Raw genomic sequence first — 22,776 nt, forward strand, 5'->3', positions numbered from 1 at the left:
AGATGGTGGGAAAGGGCCGGCAACGGCGAGAGCGACGAGGCATCTTGCGCCGCTCCACCGTCTTGGCCTTGTCGGGCCCTATTCGGCAGGTGTGGCCGACGCAGGAGCCTCTTCCTCATCCGCCTCGCTGCTGGTCGGGGCCGGCACGGGCACAGCGGGGTTTGCGCCTCTCTCAGTGGACGCAGCGCTGCTATCGTCCGCTGTCCCCTCTATCGCCGCGTTCCCTGCGGCCGGAGGGGAGTCTGAGGCGGGTGAACCCGCCGCCTCACTCGTATCCGTCTCGTCGACGCTTGTTTCAGGCCGTGGCTTGGCCGCGCCATTCGGTGCGGCCGTCGCCGGTGTCTCGGCGCCCGCGGCAGCTGCACCAGCCTCGCTTTGTCCGCTTTCCGCATCCTTTGACGAGCCGGGGGCATTGGCCGGCCTTGTCGGTTTCTGGGCGTTGAAATAGGCGGCGACGGCTTTCATCTCGTCAGGCTCCAGCTGATGAGCGAGCTCGTCCATCGGCCCGTAATCCCCGGCGTAGCCGCGCGCACCTTTCGCGAAGAGCTTCAGCTGGCTTTCGATATAATTGACGTATTGGCCATTGAGGTGCGGGAACAGGCGCGAGGTGAACTTCGTCTGCTCGTGGCACGACAGACAGGCGGGCACGTTGCGTTCCGGCACGCCGTTCTCTGCGATCGATCGGCCTTCGTCGATAAGTGCCGCATCGAGCGCCTCGGAGCCTGGCGAGCGGGTTTCCGGCAGCAGGGAATAATAGGCTGAAAGCGCCATGATCTGATTGTCGCTGAGCTGGGTGGCGACGGAACGCATGAAGCCGCTGTGGCGGTCACCGTGCGCAAAGGCTTCGAGTGTCCGGCGCAGATATTCTGGGTTTTGCAGCGTCAGATTGGGAAATGCTCCGATGCCTCGTCCGAGCCCGTCGGCGCCATGGCAGCGTCCACACATCGACATCAGCGTGTTGTTCATGGCGAACTCGGTGAAGCCCGTCGCGGGTACGCTTGTGCGATGGGTATTCGGATCGGGGATCTTTGTCTTGGAGCTTTCGGGCGTCGGTTCAAACTGGGTGAACTTCGCCGGAAGGCTCAGGTTCGTGATCTCGCCTTCCGTGCCGTAGGCGAGCTTGCGGTAGGTTTTGTAATCCATCTCCGGCAGCCGCCGCAGGAACGCCGCGACGGACCACGCTTCATCCTCTCGATCGGTGTCGGTCCAAGAGGGCATGCCGGTGTATTTCGCGCCGTGAAGGACGATCCAGGCGAGCTCTTTATCGGAAAATTCGCCGACCACCTCCGGCAGATATTGCGGCTGCGGCCGCTCCTGCAGCGCCATGACGTTCTGCCCGAGCCCCGGCGCTCCATGGCAGCCGGCGCAAGCGTGACCGTAATGGCCGGCGCCCTGAACGACGCGCCATTCGGTATCGAAATCGTCAGGTCGGGAAAGCTCGCTCGCATGCTGGGCGACGGAGCGTTCGAAGCTGAAATGCAGAAGCTGCGCCCAGCCGGGCGGATGGGGGATCGACGCCGCGATGTTGTACATTCCGGTGACGACGACGATGCCCGCAACGACGACGAATGCGATGCCAGTCGACACGATCGGACCGAACCAGCCGAGTATGCCGTGCGGGAAAAAGCGTCTCATAAGTTGTCCCCTGATCCTCTTGTGATCCTGAATCGGGGTGCTGAACACGCGAATGTGAATGAAGTTCATTATCGTGGTCCGGCGGACCCGGAACGCATCGTCGCAGCTGTGTCTCGGTGCTTCGGGCTGAGGGTTGCCGAGGCTAGCGAGAAAGCCTGCTCAATCTGGCCTGAGAGACGCCGGCGCGACGGGATAGAGCCGGTCGGCTCCGACCAGGAAGGCGATGAAACCGCGCCTGGCGAAGAGGCCGGCAAAGGCGCGGTCGAGGACGTTGAGCCCGCCGGTTAGGGCGCCGAACGAGGGCAGGATGAGCCGCGTGCCGTCTGTGACGAACGCGCGCCGGCGCACACTGCGTCCGCGCCGGGCAATTTTTCCGCATGGGTGAAGATGTCCAGCGATCTCCCCATGGGCCATCGCGTCTTCCGGCTCGTGTCGGAAGGTGAGGCCATTGATCGAAAGCTCCGCGAGACACTCGCCGCCAAGGCCGGGGGGAGGGGCCGGATCATGGTTTCCGGCGAGCCAGATCCAGTCGCGTCCCGTCTGCAGCGCTGCGATCTTGCCGCGGTCGATCTCGGCGAGGCGCTCGGGCCCGCCGCCATCGTGAAAACTGTCGCCGAGGCAGATGACGGTTTTTGGCTTGCGCCGCAGGATCAGGTTGTGAAGGGCGGCAAGGGTAGCGGCGCTGTCATATGGCGGCAGGAATGTGCGCCTGCGACCGAAGGACGACGCCTTTTCCAGATGCAGGTCGGCGACGACCAGCATGCGTGAGGCCGGGTCCCAGAGCGCCCCGGAAACATCGAGCACCAGCTCTCGCCCCGAGAGCGCGATATGCGTCTCAGGCAAGATCTCGTCTCTGTAAGAAGTCTCCGCCAGCGCCAAAATCTGCCTCGCTGCCCATAGCCTCGCGCATCAGCTCCTCGGAGGCTTCGACCAGAAGATCCTCCTGCGCCTCGCCGAAGACCGGCTCCCGGCCGATTTCCAGCATGGCCGGGATGGCAAGCGGTGAGACATGCGCCAGCCTTTGATGCACGATTCGCCCCTGGATGCGCGACAGCATTTCGCCGAGCCGGCGAATGTCGAGAAGCCCGGTCGCGGCATCCGCACGCGTGGCCTTGAGAAGAATATGGTCGGGCTCGTGGCTGCGCAGCACGTCATAGATGAGGTCGGTGGAAATCGTCACCTGTCGCCCGCTCTTCTCTTCGCCGGGATGCCGACGCTCGATCAGCCCGGCGATGATGGCGCAATTGCGGAAGCTGCGTTTGAGGAGATAACTCTCTGCCAGCCACTCCTCCAGATCGTCGCCCAGCATGTCTTCATCGAAGAGCCCTGCGAGCGAAGGTTTGCCGGCGGCAAAGAGGGCGCCCATGTCGCGCAGCCCCCACACCGCGAGCGCATAATCGTTGGCGACGAAGCCGAGCGGGCGAGCGCGCGCCCGCTCCAGCCGGCGCGTCAACAGCATGCCGAGCGTCTGATGCGCGAGCCGCCCTTCGAAGGGATAGGCGACCATGTAGAATTTCGTCTCGCGCGGAAAGGTCTCCACGAGAAGCGCGTCTTTCGACGGCAGCACCGAGACCTCGCGCTGGATGGCGAGCCAGTCGCGCACCTGCCCCGGCAGCTTCTCCCAATGGGCGGGATCGGCGAGCATCGCCCGCACGCCGGCGGCGAGATAGGTGCTCAAAGGGAATTTGCCGCCGGCATAGGAAGGGATCGCCGGGTCGTTGGCCTCGGCCCGTGTGACGAGCGCCTCGTTTTCGTGAATGCCGACGAAGGCGAGGACCTGGCCGGCGAACTGAAACGTGTCGCCTGGAACGAGCTGTTCCAGAAAATACTCTTCGATCTTGCCAAGGACGCGTCCCCCGCGCAGCACGGTGCCGGGGCGGCCGTCCTTCCCGCCACGTCGGGAGGCGAGGCGCACATTGAGCATCGGCGCTTCGACGATGGTGCCGAGATTGAGACGGTATTGCTGGGCGAGCTTCGGATGTGAAAGCGCCCACAGTCCGTCCTTGCGGCGGCGGATCTTGGCGTAGCGCTCGTAGCTTCGAAGCGCATAGCCGCCGGTCGCGACGAAATCGACCGCCTGTTCGAAGTCCTCGTAGCTGAGGCCACGATAGCTTTCGGCTGAGCGAACCTCCTCATAGAGGCTTTCAAGGTCGAACGGGGCGGCGACGGCCATGCCGAGAATATGCTGGCATAAGACGTCGAGCGCGCCGGGTCTGAGCGGCGGTGTATCCTGAATGCCGGCTTCATTGGCTTCGAGCGCCGCCTGGCATTCCATGACCTCAAAGCGGTTCGACGGCACGAGGAGACCGCGCGAAGGCTCGTCCATCCGGTGGTTGGCGCGGCCGATCCGTTGGGCAAGACGGCTCGCGCCTTTCGGCGCGCCGACATGAATGACGAGATCGACATCGCCCCAATCGATGCCGAGATCGAGCGTTGAGGTGGCAACGACCGCACGCAGAGAGCCTGCTGCCATCGCCGCCTCCACCTTGCGGCGTTGACCGCGGTCGAGCGAGCCGTGATGCAGCGCGATTGGAAGTGCCTCCTCGTTGATGCGCCAGAGCTCGGAGAACAGCATCTCCGCCTGCCAGCGCGTGTTGACGAAGACGAGCGTCATGCGGTGGCTTTGGATCGCCTCCAGAACCTCAGGCAGCGCATAGCGCGCCGTGTGTCCCGACCAGGGGATGCGCGCGTCAGAATGCAGGATCGAAATCTCCGGAGGCGCGCCTTCGCCGACCACGACCATCTCGGCGAGATTTCGGCGCGCTTCGGATTGCTGTTCGACGAGCCAGGCACGCAAATCGTCGGGAAAGGCGACGGTGGCGGAGAGGCCGATCGTTCTGAGGCCCGGTGCGAGCCTGCGCAGCCGTGCAAGCCCGAGCGCCAAAAGGTCGCCGCGCTTTGATGGGGTCAAAGAGTGTAATTCGTCGAAGACGACCGTCGACAGGCGTGCGAAGAAGCGCTCCGCATCGCGTGAGGCGATCAAAAGCGCGACCTGCTCCGGCGTCGTCAGAAGGATGTCGGGAGGGCTGAGTTTCTGCCGCTGTCGCTTGTGGGTGGGTGTGTCGCCGGTGCGCGTCTCGACCGTCACGGGTAGCCCCATCTCGGCGACGGGCATGCCGAGATTGCGCTCGATGTCGACGGCGAGCGCCTTCAAAGGCGAGACATAAAGGGTGTGCGGACCGATGAAATGTGATGAATTGCGCCTGTCGTGCGCTTGCGAAAGCTCGATGAGTGAGGGCAGAAAGCCCGCGAGCGTCTTGCCAGCGCCGGTCGGAGCGATCAAAAGCGACGAGGATCCCGCCCGAGCTTGGGCGATGAGCTTGAGCTGATGGGGGCGCGGTGCCCAGCCCCGGTCGGCGAACCATTGCTGGAAACGCTCCGGCAGGAGCCCGTTTTCGCCAATGGGGATCGCAGCGGGTGCCGTCATGACGATGAGTTTAGGCTTGGTTGCGGCCAAGTCGAGCGGACCTGACGTTGCGTCGCGTCCCCCGCGGCGTCGAAAAGTTTCACAATGCCAAGATGCGGCTGCCGGGGGGAGGCATGGCCAAGAAGAAGAAGGGCAGCAAGAAGAAGGACGAGGAGAACCTCGCCACGATTGCTGTCGACATGGACGTGCACAAGCGGATCGAAGGTGCACGGGAAGATTTTGAGGAGACGCAGAACGCCATCCTCCGTCGCCTGCTCGGCCTCGACGGCCGCAGAGGAGGGGGTGCGGCTGCGGAAGAAAGCCTCGGCGAACGTGCGCGCCGCGCCAAGGGCGGCGGTGCCAAGGAGGGCGGCTGGTCGAAGATCGGCCGTCACGGTCACGAGGTGTTTTTGCCGAACGGGACGACCTTGAGAGCTGCCTATGCCGGCCAGACGGTGGAAGGTCTCATCGTCGACGGCCACTGGGTCGTGAACGGCACGAGCTACAATTCTCCCTCCGCCGCGCTCATCGCGCATGTGCGCACCCGCGACGGCAAGAAGGTCAATCTCAACGGCTGGCGTATCTGGGAGGTGCGGCGGCCCGAGGACGACCGCTGGCTGCGGCTCGGCGAGATTTAGAGGCAAGGCCCGAAAGCTCCGCCGCGGCGTGCCGGTGACATGGGCGTTCCGTTGACATGCAACGGCGACATGGAAAAGCCCGCCCGTGCCACTATCTCGGGACGATGCGCCCGACCGAACTTCTGTGCACGACGCCGAAAGGCCTTTATTGCCCGCCAGGCGATTTCTACATTGATCCGACGCGCCCGGTGCCACGCGCACTCATCACCCATGGCCATGCCGACCATGCGCGTGCCGGCCACGGCGCCGTGATGGCGACGTCGCAGACGTTGAAGATCATGGCCGCCCGATATGGGCCGGACTTCGCGGCCTCCACTCAGGACGCGAAGCTTGGCGAAACGCTCGCCATCAATGGCGCCTCCGTCAGCTTTCATCCGGCCGGCCATGTGCTCGGATCGGCGCAGATCGCGGTGGAAAAGGACGGCTTCCGCATCGTCGCCTCGGGCGATTACAAACGCCGCAAGGATCCGACCTGTGCCGCCTTCGAGCCGGTCGCCTGCGATGTCTTCATCACCGAGGCGACCTTTGCTCTGCCGGTCTTCTGCCATCCGGACGACCGCGGCGAGATCGCCAAGCTCATTCACTCGACGCAGATTTTCCCCGAGCGCACGCATCTCGTCGGCGCCTATGCGCTCGGCAAGGCGCAGCGCGTCATCGGCCTGCTTCGTGAGGCCGGATACGACCGCACGATCTATATTCACGGTGCTTTGAAGGGGCTGTGCGATCTCTATCGCGAGGAGGGGGTCGACCTCGGTCCGCTCGCGTCGGCAACCGTGGACAATGCGCGCAAGGGCGAGTTCGCCGGTGCCATCGTCGTCTGCCCGCCCTCGGCGTTTTCCGATCGCTGGGCGCGCCGCTTTCCCGATCCACTCGCCTGTTTCGCGTCAGGCTGGATGATAATCCGTCAGCGAGCCCGACAGCGCGGGGTGGAACTGCCGCTCGTCATTTCCGACCATTGCGATTGGGGAGAGCTCTTGCAGACGATTGGAGAAATTGCGCCCGGCGAAGTGTGGATCACGCATGGCCGCGACGACGCGCTGTTGCGCTGGTGCGAGCTCAACGGCGTTGCTGCCCGCCCGCTGCATCTTGCAGGCTACGAGGACGAACCCGATTGAGGCTCAGGCGGCCACGCCGGCAGGCTTCGGCTGCAACAGGCTCAAGGTCGCCTGGAACGCGCTTTCCGCATCGTCGAGCGCTTCACCGTACCAGGAGAACGGATTGGCAAGCGGCGGTTCAAGCAACGCGTCGACCTCGCCTTCGTCATAGGTGAGACGGGCGCCGAGCTCGCGCGCAAGCTTCAGCATGCGCCGGTTCTCTTGCAGGCAGAAGAGATGCAGCTGGCGAAAGCCGCGATTGCGGGCGAGCGTGAAAGTGCGCGCAAGAAGCGCCCGACCGACGCCTCGCCCCTGCCAGGCCTCTTCGATGGCGAAGGCGGCCTCGGCTTTGCCCGTCCATTCTTTGGTGAGCGGGTGCAGTTCCGCCGAGCCGCGGATGACGCCGTTGACGAAATAGCCGAGGATCGTGGTGTCCAGATCCCAGGCTTCACGAACATAATTCTGGATGCGCGCGTCGTTGACGGGGCCAGCAAAGCGCATACGCCGCGCCTCGGGGCCGAGACGGCAGAGATGCTCCGAGAAGAGCGCGGCCTCATACGGCCAGAGCTTGCGGATGTATGCCGTCATGCGACTTCAGCCAGGCAAGCCGTCAAAGCGGCCGGTGCGCGAGGTGATGGCGCTTCATCTCGCGAAGCTGCGACGGGCCGATGAGAAAACCGGATTCCTGCTCGATGCGGCGGATGGCTTCCGCCTCGCGCGCCCAAATGATCCAATTCAACGCGCGGCGAAACCGAGCGGGCACGTGGAGCCGGCCGGCGAAGCTGAAAGAGCCGTGTGCGGCATGGGCCATGATGCGATCCTTCCGGAGACGGAGCCGAGCCATATCGGGACGGCAACGGCAGCTGACGAACGCCCCTAAAATGCTGTGGCTTTGAGCGCCTGCCAACCCGTTCTCTCGCAATGCAGCGCGATTGTTTTTGCATAGCACAATTGTCCATCAAGTGCCTGATGTGTCGGCACAGTCGTGCTACTGCGCCGAGCTGTCGCAGGCCTTGCGACAACCCACAAATATTGCGCTGCAACAATGGCGTTTCGTGGCCCGAAGACGCAGCGGTTTGCTCGTCACCGTCACTTGGATGCCTATATTCACGGCATGCAGGCCTTTGCCGCCCTCCTCGATCGTCTCACTCTGACGCCGCAGCGCAACGGCAAGATCAGGCTTCTGGTCGATTATCTGCGCCAGGTGAAAGATCCTGACCGCGGTTACGCCATCGCGGCAATCACCGGAGATCTCGACATCGTCTCGGTCAAGCCGGCGATGGTGCGCGCTCTGGTGGAGGAGCGGGTCGATCCCGTCCTTTTTGCGCTTTCCTATGATTATGTCGGCGACCTGGCTGAGACCGTCTCGCTGATCTGGCCGGGTGAAAACGATGTCGGCGCGGCGTTGCATCTCGCCGAGGTGGTGGAGCGGCTCAGGGTCGCATCTCGTCTCGAAGGGCCGAAGCTCGTCGCTGGCTGGCTCGACGAACTCGATCCGAGCGGGCGTTACGCGCTTTTGAAGCTCATCACCGGCGGGCTCAGGATTGGCGTGACGGCCCGCCTCGCGCGCCAGGCCCTGGCGGAATTCGGTGACTGCCCGGCAACCGAGATCGAGGAGATGTGGCATGGCCTGAAGCCGCCCTACGTCGATCTCTTCGCCTTTCTGGAAGGGCACGGAGAGAGGCCGCAATCGAAGCAGAAGGCGCCCTTCCGACCGGTCATGCTGGCGAGTGCCATCCAGGATGAGGATTTCTCGAAGCTCGATCCGACAGATTATGCGGCCGAGTGGAAATGGGACGGGATTCGCATCCAGGCAGCGGCTTCAGGTGGAGAACGCCGACTTTATTCCCGCACCGGCGATGACATCTCCGGCGCATTTCCCGACGTTTTGGAGCAAATGGAATTCGACGGCGCGATCGACGGCGAGCTCCTGGTGGCGCGCGAAGGGGAAGGGGGAATGGCCATCGCACCCTTTTCGGATTTGCAGCAGCGCCTCAACCGCAAGCGCGTGACGGCGAAGATGCTCAAGGATTATCCCGCCTTCATCCGGGCTTACGATCTCCTTCAAGACGGGGATGAAGATCTTCGCCCGCTTTCCTTCGCCGAACGACGGCGGCGGCTTGAGGATTTCATCGCTCGTTTGTCCTCGCCGCGCATCGATATTTCTCCCCTCGTCGACTTCGGCGATTGGGACGAGCTTGCGCATCTTCGGGCCAACCCGCCCGCCGAGGGCCGCCTCGATGAAATCGCCGAAGGCCTGATGCTGAAGCGCTGGGACACCGCCTATGTGGCCGGGCGACCGAAAGGCCCTTGGTTCAAATGGAAGCGTGACCCCTTCCTGGTCGATGCCGTGCTCATGTATGCCCAGCGCGGCCACGGCCGCCGCTCCTCGTTTTATTCCGATTACACCTTTGGCGTCTGGACCGCGGAGAAAGCCGAGGATGGAGAACTTGTCCCGGTTGGCAAGGCCTATTTCGGCTTCACGGACGAGGAGCTGAAGGAGCTCGACCGGTTCGTGCGCAACAATACGGTCGATCGTTTCGGCCCCGTGCGGGCCGTGCGGGCTGGGCCTGACGCCGGTCTCGTTCTTGAGGTGGCCTTTGAAGGGCTGGCTCGTTCAACTCGCCACAAATCCGGGGTCGCCATGCGCTTTCCACGCATCAGCCGGATCAGATGGGACAAGCCTGCAGCGGAGGCGGATCGCCTCGATGACCTGGAAAAATTGCTGCCGCAGCAGGTATAATCGATGTTTGGTGGCTCGATGTATCGGCTTGCCATTCGGTCTCCGAAACCCTAGCTCTCAGCCGATCGCACTAAAGGAGACGCGAGAATGGCGGGCCGGATGACACGCTTTTTGGGCGATTCCCCTTTTCGGGTTCTTCTTCGTCTCATCGTCCTGTCGGTGATCGTCGGCCTGGTGTTGTCGGTGCTCAACGTGCATCCGTTCGACATCTATTATTGGGCCGAACGCTTCGTCATGCGCGTCTACCACATGGGTTTTGCCGTCTTCTCTGACGCCTTCGGCTACTTCCTTTTTGGCGCCCTCATTGTCGTGCCGATCTTCCTCATCATGCGCTTGTTTTCCGTGATGGGCGGCCGTCGGGACTGACGCCAGCGGTCGTGTCGCCGATAAGGAAGGGCGCTTGGAACATATTATGAACTTCTGTAGTGGTTTCGCGGCCGACCGATTGCTGTATGGCTTAGATGATGAGCGAAACGAGCCCCGTCCCATCGCCTGAACAAGCAGGCACCCCGACAAAGCCGGAGATGGGCGCCGCGCCGAAGCCTTTCTTGGTCAACAATCGGCTGGTCCTCGGCATCGCCGTGCCGATGACGTTCGCCTATCTTTCGGTGCCGCTCGCAGGGTTGGTGGATACGGCCGTGATCGGTCAGCTCGGGGATGCGGCGCTCATTGGCGGCATTGCGGTCGGCGCCATCATCCTTGACGTCATCTTCACGACGCTCAATTTTCTGCGCTCCGGCACGACGGGGCTCGTCGCCCAGGCATTTGGTGCGGGCGATCGCAAGGAGGAGCAGGCGATCCTCGTGCGCGCGCTTCTGATCGCGCTCGTTGCCGGCCTCGTCATCATCCTTTTTCAGGTGCCTGTCACACGTCTCGGCATCGTGGCGATGGATGTTGGACCAGAGGTCGCTGATGCGACCTCCAATTATCTTTTGGTGCGCATTTGGGCCGCGCCCTTCATGCTGGCGAACTACGCCTTGGTCGGTTGGGCTCTGGGCATAGGCCGCTCCTTACTGGTGCTGGCGCTGCAAACAGTTCTGACGCTCACCAACATCGTTCTGTCGCTTCTCTTCGTGCTGGATTTTGGTTGGGGAATTACCGGTGTCGCAGCAGCCTCGGTCATTGCCGAGATGGTGGCGTTTTTCGCCTTCGTGCCCGTCCTTATCCCGCATGTGAGCGGTGCTCGGAGACCGTCCCTCACACGAATCTTCGACAAGACCGGCTTTGCGCGGCTCATCGTCGTCAACCGCGACATCATGATTCGCTCGTTCTCTGTGCTCTTCGCCTTTGCCTTTTTCACCCGCCAGGGGGCAGCGCTCGGCGCGGTCACGCTCGCGGCCAATTCCGTCCTGATGCATTTTTTCCTGGTCGCCGGGTATTTTCTCGACGGCTTTGCGAACGCAGCTGAACAGCTCGTCGGGCGGGCCGTGGGGGCACGCTTTCCACCTGCCTTCGACCGCGCCGTGCGTCTGACGGTCGTCTGGGGTTTCGTGCTCGCGCTGTCGCTTGCAGGGATCTACTTTTTTGCCGGAAGGACGCTCGTCGACATTATGACGACGTCGCAGGACGTGCGCGAAGCGGCCCGGCTTTACCTTCCCTGGGCCTGCCTCACCCCGCTTGCCGGCGTGCTCGCGTTCCAGATGGACGGCGTCTTCATCGGGGCCACCTGGTCGAAGGAGATGCGCAATATGATGCTCGCCTCGCTCGCCAGCTTTTTCGTTCTTTGTTTTGTGCTCGTTCCACCTTTCGGCAATCATGGCCTGTGGGCCGCGCTGCTCGTCTTCCTCGGGCTGCGTGGTCTGACGCTCGCATGGCGGCTCCCCGTCAAGCGGCAAGGCATGGAGAGCGCCGCGATCTGAGGTCCTGCAGAGGTCGCAGCTCTGAAAGCTAGTCCTGCGGTGGCCAGGCAGCCGCCCAACGGGCCATCTCGATGCCGCGCGCATCGCTGATGGCGTCGAAGTTCCGCTTGGCGAGCTCTTTCGAAAGGCCGGATTTGATGCGCTCGGCGAAGCGCGGCCCTTCGAAGATGAAACCCGTATAAACCTGAACGAGATCGGCGCCCGCCACCAGCTTCGCCCAGGCGGAATGTGCGTCATGGATGCCGCCGACGCCGATCAGCGGCAGCTTTGGCCCGGCGAGCTGGCGGGCGCGGGCCAGCATGGCCGTCGACGGATTGAAAAGCGGGAGGCCCGACAGGCCGCCTTTTTCTTCCGCCAGTCGCTTCGCCTTGAGAGGTGGGCGCGCAATGGTGGTGTTGGAGATGATGAGCCCGCTGACGCCCATATCGACACTTGTCTCGATGAGCGAGGCGAGCTGTTTTTCCGTGAGATCTGGCGCAATCTTGACGAGAAGCGGGACGCGCCGGGGCGACGGCACAGCCTCGCGCGCCTCCAGACAGCGGCCGAGCAGTCGGTCGAAGGTGCCCGCCTCCTGTAGGCCGCGCAGACCCGGTGTATTGGGGGAGGAAATGTTGATCGTGAGCCAGCTCGCAAGCTGCGCGAAGCGGCGGATGCCCGCAACGTAATCGGCCGCCGGATCTTCCTGGTCGCGATTGGCGCCGATATTGACGCCGACGAGCCCGCCGCGGCCGCGCCGCTCTTCGAGGCGCCGGGCGACGGCCTCGTGACCGTCATTGTTGAAGCCCATGCGGTTGATGATGGCGCGGTCGGAAGTCAACCTGAAGAGTCGTGGGCGCGGATTGCCGCTTTGCGGGCGCGGCGTGACGGTGCCGACCTCGATCGATCCGAAGCCGAGATTGAGAAGTCCGTCGATGGCCTCCGCGTTTTTGTCGAAGCCCGCGGCAAGACCGACCGGATTGGCGAAGGAGAGACCGAAAAGATTGACGGCGAGCTTGCCGTGCGCGTCTCGCCCGCGGCTGGTCCGTCCGAAGCGTTTGAGCATCGCGAAGGCGAGTGCATGGGCGCGCTCCGGCGGCAGGAGCCGCATAAGCCCGGCTGCCATTTGATCTAGGTTCACGCGTTGCCCTCCGCCCGGATCTCCTCCGGCAGACGGTGCCGGCCATCCTCGCCAAGGGGCAGGTCTTTCACCCACAACACCGATGAAAGCGGTAGGGGTGCATAAAGGTGTGGGAAGAGAGACCCGCCGCGCGACGGCTCCCATGTGAGCGACGGCCCGAGCCGTTCCGCATCAACGGCGACGATCAGCAAATCGCTCTGCCCGGCAAAATGCTTCGCCGCCGTTTCACCGACCTGCTCGGCGCTGGAGAAATGGATGAAGCCGTCGGTGCGGTCGACAGGGGCTCCGTGAAAAACGCCGGCCGCCTCGGCCTCGCGCCACAGGGGCTTTGGCGCTATCTTGTAAATGAGATGCTGCATTGCAGCCGCCATGATAACGAAGCTGCGCCCCGCCGAAAGCGGTGCCGTCGCCGCTGCGCATTTGTGCACATCAAAAAGGACAGAGCCATGCGTTCTCTTTCGCTTGCCGTCGTCTTCTTGATGGGCGCCGGCCTCTCGGCCTTGGTGCCGGCAAGTGCGGCCGAACCGCCGCGCACGTCCAATGGTGTCGTCGACCGGCCGACCACCGAGCGCTATATCTTCGTGCCGATCGAGAAGGGGGCGTTGCGCCTCGACACGAAAACGGGCGAGGTCTCACGCTGCGAAGCCATGGGCGAGGGCGCCGTCTGCCGCCTCGTCGCGGATGAGCGGCTCGCCTATCAGGAGGAGATCGAGGCTTTGTCGCAACGCCTCGATCGGCTCGAGGGGAAGCTTGAGAGCCTCACCGCGAGACCGTCATCTCCCCCTGCCTCCGAGCGCGACAACGAGAGCATGACGTCTGAGGAGCAGGAGAAGCTCGATCGCTTTTTCAGCCTCGGCGATCAGGTCATGCGCCGTTTTTTCGGAATGGTGGAAGATCTGAAACGCGATTTCAACGACGACAGGCTTTGACGCGGGCCACGGGGAGCACGACTGAACGCTATGCTGAGATCACGCGCACGCGATGTGAGCTTCGACGAAACGATCGAGACGACGGCCGCGCGGCTTGTGCAGAGCGGCCTCTCCTTGCCGACGCGCGGTGAAAGTTTCATCGACATCACGGACGAGCTGCAGGAATGGCTGCGCGAGACGGGAGCTCGGAGCGGACTTCTCTGCATCTTCGTGCGGCATACCTCGGCTTCGCTCACAATCCAGGAAAATGCGGACCCTTCCGTGCAGACCGACCTTCTGACGGCTCTCGACCGCCTGGCACCGCAAAACGCGGGCTGGGTACATGATACGGAGGGACCGGACGACATGCCCGCCCATATCCGCACCATGCTGACCGATGTCTCCTTGACCGTACCGGTTGAGGACGGGCGCTTCGCTCTCGGCACCTGGCAGGGCGTTTATCTTGTCGAGCATCGCGCGCGCCCGCACAGGCGCAGCCTGAAGCTCGTTTATTTCGGCAGCTGAGGCATCCGCTCGGCAGCCGCCCTCAAGAGCTCCTCCGGTTGCGTGATTTGTGCTTTGAGTTGCCTGCCCCGCCGTGCCGCCAACGCTGTGGTGGGAATGAGCACGGAGGCCAAAATGAGGGTTGCCGTCGATGCCGCGATGGCGATGAAGGTCGAGGCGACGAGAGGAATGCCGGCCTCGCCCAAAGCTGCAAAAGCCTGAGGCTGCCATTCGTCACCGCTTGCTGCACTAAGGTCGAAACCGAATCGCTGCAGCATGAACAGGGTCAGAAGCGTGGCCGTCCCGGCGAGCATAGAGAGCAGCGCCGGCAAGGGTCGCACATGGTGCGCGCGCGCCGTCGCGATGAGGACCGGCATCAGCCCCGCGGCGAGGAGGCCGAGCGCCAGGAAACCGAGATCGATCACCGCGCGGTCCGGCTCGAGAGCCCACATCGCGGCAAGCGCGATCGCGCACAGCATCGTCAGACGCGCCGCCAGAAGCCGCTTGCCCATCGGCATATCGGGCATCAAAAGCCGGTGCTGGATATCATGGCTGCCCGTGCCGACGATCGTCATCAACAACCCACTGGCGCTCGACAATGCGGCGGCCACGGCGCCCACGAAGATAAGGCTCGAAAAAGCGAAAGAGAGCCCTTCACGCTCCGCGAAGCTGATGACCATCGTCTCGCTGGCGAGCCTGATGTCGGAGAGAGAAAGACCGATCGTGTCGACGCGTGCGCCGCACGCCGCTCTGATCGCTTCGGGCGAGACGGCTGGCGCTCCGCACAGCGCAAGGCTCCCCGCCTGACCATGCGAAAAGACCCAGTCCGGCAAGGATTGCAGCGGCATGCCGACCACGTCGCGCAGCAGCTCTAGCAGACTGAGTGCGGCATAGGTCGGGGTCGTGACCAGAAACAGGCCAGTGAAGAGGAGAAGCCAGCGTGAACTACGCCTGGCGCTCGCGGCGGAAGGCGCCGTCAGGTAGCGTTCAAGAACATGCGGCAGAGCCACGCTGCACAAGGCCGTAAATGCCAGCAGCCCGACAAGATCGGCCGGCCGGAAATGTCCGAAGAGGGACAGGCTGGCAGCTTCCGGCATTGCCCGGGGATCCGCGCTCGCGATCGTGCGCACGGCAGAGGCCGCATCTCTCAAGGCGAGCTGCGGCAACGGCCAGCCGTACCGGTCGGCGGCCGCGATCGTTACCGGCAGGAGGAAGGCGGCGAACATCACGATGAATTGTGCTGTCTGCGTCCATGTCGTGCTGCGCATGCCGCCGAGAATGAGCATCAGAGCGACGATCGCGGCCATCGTGCCGACACCCCATCCGAAGGGAAGGCCGAGGAGGTTTTCTGTGATGCGGCCGCCGGTGTTGAAGATCACGGCAAGCAGCATGAAGCCCGTGGCAATGACGATGAGGGAGGCGGCAAGGCGAACCGATGGGCTGGCAAGCCGTCGCGCCAGAAAATCCGCCGTGCTGGTGGCGCCGCTCTGGCGCATGGGGGCGGCGAGGTAATGGCCGCCCGCTGCAAGGCCGATGAGCGCTCCGGCGACGATCGCCCAAGCGGCCGCGCCCCAGGAGCTGAAGGCCGCACCGAGAAGCAGGAACCATGCGCTCGAGAGATAGGCAGCGGCCGCTGCCATGCCATTGTAGCCCGCCGGCACGCTGCCGCCGGCGAGAAAGAAGCCCTTGGCCTGCGTGCTGCCGGAAGCAAGCCCGATGCCGACAAAGGCGATGAGCGATCCTGCCAGACAGCCCATCCCGATCACCGCTTGCGGCAGGCCGAGTGTATCGAGCGCCATAAGCAGGAGAATCGATCCCACCAGAACTGCGACAAAGAAGCCCCAGATGGTGCGGGCATAAGCCGTGAAGAAGTCAGTATCGATCGAATAAGGGAGGTTACTCATGCTTCGATACGCGCCTTTCTCGACACTTCACGAGGCTCCAATGCCCGCCGAACCCGCGGGTTCTCTCGCATTCCACGCATGTCTGAGATTGTTGATCCTACGCTGGAAACGTTGCAGCGCGAACCCGATCCGTCTGCGGAAAGAGAAGGATAGCCAGATTCGGCGCATCTCCCATGTCCCTTTTTGTCCTTCACCATGTGCGATAACAGGGTATGAAAAGGTTCTGTGCAATGCTTTTACGGCATTCGTCCCGGCCAAACGGCGCCCTGCGCCCCTGTCCCCCAATTAGGTGACGGTTTGAGCGATAGTCCTGTTTTTGTGATTGCAGACGATCACCCGTTGTTCCGCAATGCTCTGCGGAGCGCGATCCAATCCGCTTTTGCCGATGTTGAGATTATTGAGGCGGGTACTCTCGATGAAGTCGCCGCAGCTCTCGATCGCATAGGTGAAGCCGACATCGTGCTCTTCGATCTGAAGATGCCCGGCGCGCGCGGCTTCTCGGGTCTCATGTATCTGCGCGGTCAGTATCCGGCGGCGCCGATCTGCATCATTTCCGCGATGGATGACCCGGCGACGGTTCGCAATGCGATCGGCCTCGGCGCCTCGGGCTTCATCTCCAAGTCGGCTTCTCTGGAGACGATTTCCGAAGCCATCCGTACGGTCCTGCGTGGCGAGCACTGGATCCCGGACGATCTCATCGGGGCCGAAAGCGATCGCGAAACGGCCGAGCTTCTGGAGCGTCTGCGCAGCCTCACCCCGCAACAGGTCCGCGTTTTGATGATGCTGGGCGAGGGACTTCTCAACAAACAAATCGCTTACGAGCTTGGCGTCTCGGAGGCGACCGTCAAGGCGCATGTCTCCGCGATCCTGCAAAAGCTCGGTGTGGAGAACCGCACCAAGGCGGTGCTCGCTGCCGGCCGCATCGAAGCCGGCGAATGGCGTGGCGCGATCGAAGAATAGAAGCCGTTATTCTGCCGCCACGGATGCGGGTTTGCATTGCGCCATCAAGGCGCGCAGTGCCGCGGGCTTCAGAGGCTTGTTGAGGATCCTGACGCCGGCCTTCATCGCGGCCTGCCGCACTTCTTCAGAACGGTCTGCGGTGATCAGGATCGCCGGCACGGTCCGGCTCAGTTTCCAGCGCATGTCCGTGACGACGCTGAGCCCGTCGCTCTCGTCGAGATGATAGTCGATGAGGATAAGATCGGGCAGTGTGCGCTCTTGGTGCAACAGCGCCATGCCCTCCCGCATATTGCTGGCCGTCAGCGGGGTCGAGCCCCAGCCGGCGAGGAGCGCCGCCATGCCGGAGAGGATCTTTTCGTCATTGTCGATGCAAAGCACGGTAAGTCCGGAAACCGAGCCCGGTGGCGGTGCGGGAGGAGCGCCTTCGCTCGTTTCCTTCGGCACGGCGATCGCCAGAGGCACCGTGACGGAAAAATGCGTTCCCTTTCCAACGGCGGATTGCAGACGCACCTCAGCTCCCAAAACCCGTGCGAGCCGCTGCACGATCGAAAGCCCGAGACCGAGACCGTGAGCCACCTTGGCGCCGGCATCGAGACGCCGAAATTCCTGATAGATCACTTCCTGATCGGACAAGGGAATACCGATGCCCGTATCGAGGATCTCGATGGAGACCATGGCGTTCTTGCGCCGGCAGCCGACGACCACCCGGCCGGAGGCGCAGTATTTGATGGCGTTGGAGACGAGGTTCCGCAAGAGACGTCCAAGCAGCGACGGATCGCTCGTCACCGACAAGGATGTCGGCAAAATCCGGAACTCAAGGCCTTTCTCGCGCGCCATGGGCTCGAACTCGACACGGATCTGATCGAACAATTTGCGCAGATTGAAGGGTCTGAGCTCTGGCGTGATCGCACCGGTGTCGAGACGCGAAAGATCGAGGACTGCTCGGAAAATCTCCTCCACGGAATCGAGCGAGGCTTCTAGGTCGCGCACAAGAGGGGCGGCCGGGAGATCTTTCGTGCGGTCTGAAAGCGCGGTCGCGTAAAGCCGCGCCGCATTGAGCGGCTGCAGAATGTCGTGGCCGGCTGCTGCAATGAAGCGTGTCTTGGAGATATTGGCTTCCTGCGCGGCCGCACTCGCTTTCTTCAGAGCTTCGTTGATGCGGGTGAGCTCGGCGGTGCGTTCTTCCACCCGTCGCTCGAGATTGGATTTCGCCATTTCGAGCGCCCGTTTGCTCTCCACCTCTTCGGTCACATCGGAGAAGGTGAGCGCAATGCCGCCATCGGACATGCGGCGGGTTTCGATGCGGATGACGCTATCGGTGGCTGGGTGGCGTGATACGAAGGGTTGCAGCCGTGAGACGAGCGCATGCATGCGCTGATCGGCGAGCCGGTCCGGATCTCCCTCGCCGAGGAAGCCGATGCGTGCGGTATGGCGCAGAACATCGCGGAGCGAGACGCCGACCTGACCGAACTCGATCGGCAGATGCATGATCTGACGGAAAGGCCGGTTCCAGGCGATGAGCGCCAGATCCCGGTCGAAGACGGCGATGCCCTGACGCATATGGTCGAGCACGCTTTGCAGGAGGTCGCGATTGTAATGGAGCGCTTCCGTAGCGTCGTCGAGGAGCTGGTGGGCTTCGCGTGTCGAAGGATCGCTGCGCTTCAGAAGCAGCGACATGACGAGGCGGGAGGAGGCCGCGCCGATGGCGGATCCGAGAAGCTGCTCGGCAAAGCGAACCGCCTGGTGGTCGACCGGCTCGCTGAGGTCGGTCGAGCGGCCAGTCGCCTGTTCCATATTGGCGAATGAACGCGATGTACGCTCCTGGCCGAGATATCTCGCGACCGTCTCCTTCAGGTCGCCGTAGGTGACATGCGTGCGCAATGGCTTGAGTGCCGGTGTCGGCCCCATCTCGGAGGGGACGAAGATCTTCGCCTGCAGGCGTTCGATCGCTTCCGGCGCGCGCGCCAGAGAAACGAGGATCATCAAGGCGCAATTGACGCTGATGCTCCAGAAGACGCCGTGCGAGAGGGGATCGAGGTGGAGACCGAACATCGCCTGCGGCCGGAGCCATGCAATGCCGAATGGCCCTGGATTGAGAAATCCCTCACCGATGAGTCCCGCCTTGACGAAAGTTGGCAGGAGCAGCGTATAGGTCCAGATGGCGAGCCCCGACGTCATGCCGGCAATGGCGCCACGGGCCGTGATCCGGCGTGACAGAAGTCCGCCGAAGAAGGCGGGCGCGAGCTGTGCCACGGCTGCGAAAGCGAGGAGGCCGATCGAGGCAAGCGCTGCCGTGCCGGCCGCGCGGTAATATGCGTAGCTGCACAACAAGATGACGGTGATGGCGATGCGGCGCACGCTCAGGATGAAGCGGGACATGTCATCACGCTGGCGCGTCTGCTGCCGCTTCAGATAGGCGGGAAGCACGATCTCGTTGGAGACCATGATGGCAAGCGCCACGCAGCCGACGATGACCATGGCCGTTGCGGCGGAAAGACCGCCGAGAAAGACGATTAGCGCGACGATCGGGAAATCCGCCCGATGCGGCAATTCCAGGACGAAAAGATCGGCATCGACGGACGAGCCGAAAGCGATCAGACCTGCGATCGCGATCGGGACGACGAAGATGTTGATGGCGACGAGATAGGCCGGAAACAGCCAGCGTGCTCGCTCAAGCTCGGCGAGGGAATTGTTTTCCACGACGGTGATGTGGAATTGCCGCGGCAGCAGGATTGCCGCGGTGAAGGCGATCGCCGTCATCGCCACCCATTCGCCGCCGACGAGGCCGTTCGAGACCATTGTCTGGACCTCGCGGCTTTCGACTGCGAGCGCGTAAAGCTCAGATGGTCCTCCGAACAGAAAGAAGACGACGAAGATGCCGGCAATCAGAAAGGCGATGAGCTTGACCACCGCCTCCCAGGCCACGGCCAGCATCATTCCGTGCTGGTGCTCCGTCGCGTCAGCGTGGCGCGTGCCGAAAAGGATGGCGAAGATCGCCAGCACCACGGCGATGATAAAGGCCGTGTCGCCCAGAAGGGGAAGCGCTTCAGCCGCATCGGCGCCGAGCTCCGGGACCATGGTCGAGATCGACGACGAGATCGCCTTCAACTGCAGTGCCACGTAGGGAATGACCCCGATGACGGAAATGAGTGTGGCGACGACGGCGACCGCCTGGCTCTTGCCGTAGCGGGCCCCCAGAAAGTCGGCGACGGAAGTGATGCGCTCTTCCTTCGACAGAGCCACGATCCGCCGCAAGATCGGAAAGCCGAAGGTGAACATCAGGATCGGGCCGATATAGATCGGCAGAAAGCCGAGGCCGGAATGCGAGGCAAGGCCGACCGAACCGAAGAACGTCCATGACGTGCAATAGACGGAAAGGGCGAGCGCGAAGAGGTTCGGACGCGCGCTCGCTCCGGTCCGCTGTACGCGCCGATCCCCGTAGGAGGCGATTGCGAAAAGCGTACCAATATAAAGAATCGCGGCCAGGACGGCGATGAGACCGTTGTTCATTTTCCTTCCCGCGGGACGACGGATCTTGGTTGTGTCATCTGCACATGATCATAGGCGTGGAGGCGAATGCACGACAGGGGGCAAAGAACGCGGTCCGGGCGCGGGCGATGGCGGCTTTTTTGGACGCGGGAGCTCTGCAAGATTCTGTCGCGGCTCATGCTCACAAGATGAGTTGACGCCGATTGGGGCCGGGTGCACCCATAGTATATGAACGAGCAACCGACCTACTTCTCCCGCAATCGGCCAATCAGCCTCGAGCACCATTGGCTTCCCTTCACCCCTAACCGCGATTTCCGGACCGATCCGCGTCTGATCGCGCGCGCCGAGGGCATGTATTACTACACGCCCGATGACCGCCCCGTCCTCGACATGAGCGGCGCCCTGTGGTGTTCGCATCTCGGCCACGGACGCAAGGAAATCGGCCAGGCCATTGCCGAGCAATTCCCGGTCCTCGATTACGCGCCGAGTTTCGGCTTTGGCCACACGATCTCCTTCGAACTCGCCGACCGCCTCTCCGCGATCCTGCCGGATGGTCTCGGCCATATCCTCTTCACCAATTCCGGCTCTGAATCCTGCGATACGGCGATCAAGGTCGCTTATGCTTATCACCATGCGCGCGGGCAGAGCGGCCGCAAGAAAATCATCGGTCGCCAGAAAGGCTATCATGGTGTGGGCTTCGGCGGTCTTTCCGCCGGCGGCATCACCGCCAACCGTACGGCCTTCGGTTCCTGGCTGCCGGCCGATCATCTGCGCCACACGCATCTGCCGGAGAAAAACGCTTTCACCCGCGGCCTGCCCGAGCACGGCGTGGAGCTTGCTGAAGAGCTGGCCGAGCTGATCGCTTTCCACGACGCTTCCACAGTCGCCGCCGTTGTTGTCGAGCCGGTGATCGGCGCTGGCGGTGTCTATCTGCCGCCGAAGGGGTATCTGAAGCGGCTGCGCGAGATCTGCGATCAGACCGGCGTCCTTCTCATCCTCGACGAGGTCATCACAGGGTTCGGCCGCCTCGGTTCGCCCTTCGCCTCGCAGGAATTCGACGTGAAGCCCGACATCACGACGATGGCAAAAGGTCTGACGGCCGCCACGGTCCCGATGGGCGCGGTCGCCGTCGCAGACTTCGTCCATGACGAGATCATGGCGCGCGGCCCCGAAGGCGGTGTCGAGCTCCTGCATGGCTACACATATTCGGCGCATCCTCTGGCGTGCGCGGCCTCGATCGCATGCCTCGATGTTTATGAGCGCGAAAATCTTCTGACCCGCGCCTCGGGTCCGGTTGGCGATGCTCTGGGCGATGCGCTCTTCAACCTCCGCGACCTGCCGGAAGTCGTCGATATCCGCCATTACGGCTTCATCGGCGCGGTGGAGTTCCGTCCGGGTGAAAAACCCGGCAAGCGGGGCCAGGCGATCTTCAAGACCTGCTGGAAGGAAGGCTTGATGGTCCGTGCCTTGGGCGACATTATTGCTGTTTCGCCGCCGCTCGTGATCGAGCAAGATCATGTCGGCGAATTTGCTGAGAAATTCCGGCGGGCGGTGGAAACGACGCTCGCCTGAGGGGGCCATACGGCCCCCGGAAGGAGAGGCCGTGATGGACGACAGGACGATCGACAAGCCGGGCGAGTGCCCCGCACACGCCGCGCCCACGGAGACACGTCCTCCGGAAGGCTGTCCGGCCCATGCTCACGATGCGCCCGCCGAACCCTCGGCGGACGCCCCGGCCGTATGCCCGGTGGATCATACCGCGCTTGCCGCCGATCAGGGCTTGCGCCCGATCGTGGCCGTCACGGGCGCAAGTCGTGGCATCGGCCACGCCATCGTGCGCAAGTTCTATGACGAGAACTGGGAGGTCTACACCCTCTCCCGCACGCCGTTCTCGCGCGTCTGTCCTTGGGCGGAAGGCTATGTCCGCCACATTGAGGTCGATCTCTCCGATCCGAAGTCGATCCAGTACGCGATCGACCAGCTGCGCGAACGCGTCGGAGAGAAGGGGCTGACGGCGCTCGTCAACAATGCCGGCATCTCGCCCAAGAACACCGAAGGCGGCCGGCTTGGAGCCGCGGAGACGCCGCTCGAAATCTGGCGCGACGTCCATATGGTCAATTTCATCGCTCCGGCCGTGCTGGTGCAGGGGCTGCGCGAACCGTTGCGGCGTGCCAATGGCGCTGTCGTCAACATCACTTCGATCGCCGGCTTCCGCATCCATCCCTTCGCTGGCGCCGCTTATGCGACCTCGAAGGCTGCGCTTTCGGCGCTGACCCGTGAACTCGCCCATGAGCTCGCCGCCTCCGGTATCCGCGTCAATGCCGTCGCGCCGGGCGAGATCATGACCTCGATCCTGTCTCCGGGCACCGACGAGGTGGTGGAGCGCGACGTGCCCATGCGCCGCATCGGCGATCCGAAGGAAGTGGCGGAAGTCGTGCATTTCCTCTGCTCGCAGGCCGCCTCCTACGTCATCGGGGCTGAGATCAACATCGACGGTGGCCAGCATCTCTAGGCCCGCC

At 63.3% G+C, this 22,776-nt stretch carries 19 protein-coding genes; 10 read left to right on the plus strand and 9 right to left on the minus strand.

From position 1 onward, the window contains the following. Positions 1–78: 78 nt before the first annotated feature. The 3 genes from NYQ83_RS17435 to NYQ83_RS17445 form a co-directional block, all read right to left on the minus strand. Positions 79–1,635 (minus strand): c-type cytochrome, encoded by a 1,557-nt coding sequence (locus tag NYQ83_RS17435; RefSeq protein WP_261216135.1) that lies wholly within the window; start codon positions 1,633–1,635, stop codon positions 79–81. A gap of 159 nt (positions 1,636–1,794) precedes the next feature. Next, on the minus strand, positions 1,795–2,481 hold the full coding sequence (pdeM, locus tag NYQ83_RS17440; RefSeq protein ID WP_409977026.1) for a ligase-associated DNA damage response endonuclease PdeM: 687 nt from the start codon (positions 2,479–2,481) through the stop codon (positions 1,795–1,797). After that, positions 2,471–5,062 carry a ligase-associated DNA damage response DEXH box helicase gene (locus NYQ83_RS17445; RefSeq protein WP_261216137.1) on the minus strand — a complete coding sequence of 864 codons (2,592 nt, stop codon included), beginning with the start codon at positions 5,060–5,062 and terminating at the stop codon, positions 2,471–2,473. The genes pdeM and NYQ83_RS17445 overlap by 11 nt, the downstream gene beginning before the upstream one ends. 113 nt (positions 5,063–5,175) lie before the next feature. On the opposite strand from NYQ83_RS17445, the gene NYQ83_RS17450 reads away from it, so the two are divergent. Both NYQ83_RS17450 and NYQ83_RS17455 read left to right on the plus strand, forming a co-directional pair. Next, a complete protein-coding gene (locus NYQ83_RS17450) occupies positions 5,176–5,679 on the plus strand; it encodes a hypothetical protein (RefSeq protein ID WP_128292121.1) in 504 nt (167 codons plus the stop codon). A gap of 104 nt (positions 5,680–5,783) precedes the next feature. After that, positions 5,784–6,794, plus strand: coding sequence for a ligase-associated DNA damage response exonuclease (locus NYQ83_RS17455; protein ID WP_261216238.1), 1,011 nt, complete (start codon positions 5,784–5,786; stop codon positions 6,792–6,794). Positions 6,795–6,797: 3 nt separating this feature from the next. On the opposite strand, the gene NYQ83_RS17460 is transcribed toward NYQ83_RS17455, so the two are convergent. Continuing rightward, positions 6,798–7,361, minus strand: a complete 564-nt coding sequence (locus NYQ83_RS17460) for a GNAT family N-acetyltransferase (protein WP_128292122.1) — start codon at positions 7,359–7,361, stop codon at positions 6,798–6,800. Positions 7,362–7,383: 22 nt separating this feature from the next. Beyond that, entirely contained in the window at positions 7,384–7,584 is a 201-nt protein-coding gene (locus tag NYQ83_RS17465; RefSeq protein ID WP_092808924.1) for a hypothetical protein, read from the minus strand. A gap of 303 nt (positions 7,585–7,887) precedes the next feature. On the opposite strand from NYQ83_RS17465, the gene NYQ83_RS17470 reads away from it, so the two are divergent. From NYQ83_RS17470 to NYQ83_RS17480, 3 genes are all read left to right on the plus strand, one after another. Next, complete coding sequence (locus NYQ83_RS17470; RefSeq protein WP_261216239.1) at positions 7,888–9,516, plus strand: cisplatin damage response ATP-dependent DNA ligase; 1,629 nt, start codon at positions 7,888–7,890, stop codon at positions 9,514–9,516. 99 nt (positions 9,517–9,615) lie between these two features. Then, a complete protein-coding gene (locus NYQ83_RS17475; RefSeq protein ID WP_261216139.1) occupies positions 9,616–9,882 on the plus strand; it encodes a DUF6460 domain-containing protein in 267 nt (88 codons plus the stop codon). Between the two features lie 182 nt (positions 9,883–10,064). Beyond that, positions 10,065–11,375, plus strand: coding sequence for an MATE family efflux transporter (locus NYQ83_RS17480; protein ID WP_314733316.1), 1,311 nt, complete (start codon positions 10,065–10,067; stop codon positions 11,373–11,375). 28 nt (positions 11,376–11,403) lie between these two features. Here NYQ83_RS17480 and NYQ83_RS17485 read toward each other — a convergent pair whose 3' ends face one another. Both NYQ83_RS17485 and NYQ83_RS17490 read right to left on the minus strand, forming a co-directional pair. Next, positions 11,404–12,492 carry a quinone-dependent dihydroorotate dehydrogenase gene (locus tag NYQ83_RS17485; RefSeq protein ID WP_261216142.1) on the minus strand — a complete coding sequence of 363 codons (1,089 nt, stop codon included), beginning with the start codon at positions 12,490–12,492 and terminating at the stop codon, positions 11,404–11,406. Next, complete coding sequence (locus NYQ83_RS17490) at positions 12,489–12,851, minus strand: DUF952 domain-containing protein (RefSeq protein WP_261216144.1); 363 nt, start codon at positions 12,849–12,851, stop codon at positions 12,489–12,491. The genes NYQ83_RS17485 and NYQ83_RS17490 overlap by 4 nt, the downstream gene beginning before the upstream one ends. An 87-nt stretch (positions 12,852–12,938) precedes the next feature. On the opposite strand from NYQ83_RS17490, the gene NYQ83_RS17495 reads away from it, so the two are divergent. Continuing rightward, complete coding sequence (locus tag NYQ83_RS17495) at positions 12,939–13,421, plus strand: hypothetical protein (RefSeq protein WP_261216146.1); 483 nt, start codon at positions 12,939–12,941, stop codon at positions 13,419–13,421. A gap of 30 nt (positions 13,422–13,451) precedes the next feature. Further along, positions 13,452–13,925, plus strand: a complete 474-nt coding sequence (locus tag NYQ83_RS17500; protein WP_261216148.1) for a secondary thiamine-phosphate synthase enzyme YjbQ — start codon at positions 13,452–13,454, stop codon at positions 13,923–13,925. Here the strand turns inward: NYQ83_RS17500 and NYQ83_RS17505 are convergent. Next, complete coding sequence (locus tag NYQ83_RS17505) at positions 13,910–15,808, minus strand: sodium:solute symporter family transporter (RefSeq protein WP_261216149.1); 1,899 nt, start codon at positions 15,806–15,808, stop codon at positions 13,910–13,912. The two genes, NYQ83_RS17500 and NYQ83_RS17505, sit on opposite strands and share 16 nt — an antisense overlap. 297 nt (positions 15,809–16,105) lie before the next feature. Here NYQ83_RS17505 and NYQ83_RS17510 point away from each other — a divergent pair, with 297 nt between their 5' ends. Continuing rightward, positions 16,106–16,768, plus strand: coding sequence for a response regulator transcription factor (locus NYQ83_RS17510; RefSeq protein WP_255701435.1), 663 nt, complete (start codon positions 16,106–16,108; stop codon positions 16,766–16,768). 6 nt (positions 16,769–16,774) lie between these two features. On the opposite strand, the gene NYQ83_RS17515 is transcribed toward NYQ83_RS17510, so the two are convergent. Further along, positions 16,775–20,278: a PAS domain-containing hybrid sensor histidine kinase/response regulator gene (locus tag NYQ83_RS17515; RefSeq protein WP_261216151.1), complete on the minus strand. Its 3,504-nt coding sequence runs from the start codon at positions 20,276–20,278 to the stop codon at positions 16,775–16,777. Between the two features lie 207 nt (positions 20,279–20,485). Between NYQ83_RS17515 and NYQ83_RS17520 the strand changes: the two genes are divergently transcribed. Beyond that, a complete protein-coding gene (locus tag NYQ83_RS17520; RefSeq protein WP_261216152.1) occupies positions 20,486–21,829 on the plus strand; it encodes an aminotransferase class III-fold pyridoxal phosphate-dependent enzyme in 1,344 nt (447 codons plus the stop codon). Between the two features lie 34 nt (positions 21,830–21,863). After that, positions 21,864–22,769 carry an SDR family NAD(P)-dependent oxidoreductase gene (locus tag NYQ83_RS17525; RefSeq protein WP_128292131.1) on the plus strand — a complete coding sequence of 302 codons (906 nt, stop codon included), beginning with the start codon at positions 21,864–21,866 and terminating at the stop codon, positions 22,767–22,769. Positions 22,770–22,776 lie beyond the last annotated feature (7 nt).

Source organism: Afifella sp. JA880 (genome assembly GCF_025379905.1).
GTDB lineage: Bacteria > Pseudomonadota > Alphaproteobacteria > Rhizobiales > Afifellaceae > Afifella > Afifella aestuarii.

What these genes read in the sequence shown, in the direction of transcription:
- NYQ83_RS17435 (WP_261216135.1), bottom strand. Translation starts at nt 1,635, where the DNA reads ATGAGACGCTTTTTCCCGCACGGCATACTCGGCTGGTTCGGTCCGATC.
- NYQ83_RS17445 (WP_261216137.1), bottom strand. Translation starts at nt 5,062, where the DNA reads ATGACGGCACCCGCTGCGATCCCCATTGGCGAAAACGGGCTCCTGCCG.
- NYQ83_RS17450 (WP_128292121.1), top strand. Translation starts at nt 5,176, where the DNA reads ATGGCCAAGAAGAAGAAGGGCAGCAAGAAGAAGGACGAGGAGAACCTC.
- NYQ83_RS17455 (WP_261216238.1), top strand. Translation starts at nt 5,784, where the DNA reads ATGCGCCCGACCGAACTTCTGTGCACGACGCCGAAAGGCCTTTATTGC.
- NYQ83_RS17460 (WP_128292122.1), bottom strand. Translation starts at nt 7,361, where the DNA reads ATGACGGCATACATCCGCAAGCTCTGGCCGTATGAGGCCGCGCTCTTC.
- NYQ83_RS17465 (WP_092808924.1), bottom strand. Translation starts at nt 7,584, where the DNA reads ATGGCCCATGCCGCACACGGCTCTTTCAGCTTCGCCGGCCGGCTCCAC.
- NYQ83_RS17470 (WP_261216239.1), top strand. Translation starts at nt 7,888, where the DNA reads ATGCAGGCCTTTGCCGCCCTCCTCGATCGTCTCACTCTGACGCCGCAG.
- NYQ83_RS17475 (WP_261216139.1), top strand. Translation starts at nt 9,616, where the DNA reads ATGACACGCTTTTTGGGCGATTCCCCTTTTCGGGTTCTTCTTCGTCTC.
- NYQ83_RS17490 (WP_261216144.1), bottom strand. Translation starts at nt 12,851, where the DNA reads ATGCAGCATCTCATTTACAAGATAGCGCCAAAGCCCCTGTGGCGCGAG.
- NYQ83_RS17495 (WP_261216146.1), top strand. Translation starts at nt 12,939, where the DNA reads ATGCGTTCTCTTTCGCTTGCCGTCGTCTTCTTGATGGGCGCCGGCCTC.
- NYQ83_RS17500 (WP_261216148.1), top strand. Translation starts at nt 13,452, where the DNA reads ATGCTGAGATCACGCGCACGCGATGTGAGCTTCGACGAAACGATCGAG.
- NYQ83_RS17505 (WP_261216149.1), bottom strand. Translation starts at nt 15,808, where the DNA reads ATGAGTAACCTCCCTTATTCGATCGATACTGACTTCTTCACGGCTTAT.
- NYQ83_RS17515 (WP_261216151.1), bottom strand. Translation starts at nt 20,278, where the DNA reads ATGAACAACGGTCTCATCGCCGTCCTGGCCGCGATTCTTTATATTGGT.
- NYQ83_RS17520 (WP_261216152.1), top strand. Translation starts at nt 20,486, where the DNA reads ATGAACGAGCAACCGACCTACTTCTCCCGCAATCGGCCAATCAGCCTC.
- NYQ83_RS17525 (WP_128292131.1), top strand. Translation starts at nt 21,864, where the DNA reads ATGGACGACAGGACGATCGACAAGCCGGGCGAGTGCCCCGCACACGCC.